Origin of the sequence: Paenibacillus cookii, assembly GCF_018333375.1 — a bacterium.
Lineage (GTDB): Bacteria > Bacillota > Bacilli > Paenibacillales > Paenibacillaceae > Paenibacillus_AQ > Paenibacillus_AQ cookii.
Map to the genome: position 1 here is coordinate 1 of NZ_BORW01000089.1, position 1,256 is coordinate 1,256.

Annotated in this window: 2 rRNA genes; both read right to left on the reverse strand. The window is 49.1% G+C overall.

Annotated features, from left to right (window positions below):
• Positions 1-702: ribosomal RNA gene (locus KI367_RS26700) — 23S ribosomal RNA — on the reverse strand; the annotation flags it as partial.
• Between the two features lie 435 nt (positions 703-1,137).
• A 16S ribosomal RNA gene (locus KI367_RS26705) occupies positions 1,138-1,256 on the reverse strand; the annotation flags it as partial.

Sequence of the window (1,256 nt, forward strand, 5' to 3'; positions counted from 1 at the left end):
ATTCGCCCTATTCAGACTCGCTTTCGCTGCGGCTACGGCTTCTCACCTTAACCTTGCACGGGAACGTAACTCGCCGGTTCATTCTACAAAAGGCACGCCATCACCCCTAAAACGGGCTCTGACTTCTTGTAAGCACACGGTTTCAGGTTCTATTTCACTCCCCTTCCGGGGTGCTTTTCACCTTTCCCTCACGGTACTGTTTCACTATCGGTCGCTAGGGAGTATTTAGCCTTACCAGATGGTCCTGGCAGATTCATACGGGGTTTCACGTGCCCCGCACTACTCGGGATCCGTCTCGGAGGGAACTGACTTTCGGCTACAGGGCTTTTACCTTCTATGCCGGGCCTTTCCAGACCTCTTCGCCTAACCAATTCCTTTGCAACTCCATGTGAGACGTCCCACAACCCCGGCCAGCAAGCTGACCGGTTTAGGCTAATCCGCGTTCGCTCGCCGCTACTGACGGAATCACTATTGTTTTCTCTTCCTCAGGGTACTTAGATGTTTCAGTTCCCCTGGTATGCCTCTTCACATCCTATGTATTCAGATGCGAGTGACTGACTATTACATCAGCCGGGTTTCCCCATTCGGACATCCCCGGATCAAAGCTTGCTTACAGCTCCCCGAGGCAGTATCGTTGTTCGCCACGTCCTTCATCGGCTCCTAGCGCCTAGGCATCCTCCGTGTGCTCTTAGTAGCTTAACCTTTGACTCCTGTTTGTCTCGCTTCGCTCCGTTGTTTTGTGCTTCGCACAAAGCCAAAGTCGCTCTTCGATTCAAACACTCGTCTGCTACCTTCATTACTTGGTCTTACATGTAAGACACAAGCAGCTATGATGAATTTCAATTTGACGCGAAGCCAAATTTAAAACCATCAGAAAAGGATATTTCTAAAACGCAAATTCGTTTCGTTATCTAGTTTTCAAGGATCAACAATCAATTTTTCGGTTCATCACGGATGTGTGAATGAAAATTTGATTCAAATTCCGGTTTTTCAACCGGACTTATATCATACCATCCTCAGCACTTCTTGTCACCAAGCAAGTTCTGGAAATCGTATGCGAGAGTTTGAACTCTCAAAACTGACCAACGAGTGAGATCATATTTGTACCGCTTCACTCAGAAGCGAGGTACTCCATAGAAAGGAGGTGATCCAGCCGCACCTTCCGATACGGCTACCTTGTTACGACTTCACCCCAATCATCTACCCCACCTTCGGCGGCTGGCTCCTTGCGGTTACCCCACCGACTTCGGGTGTTG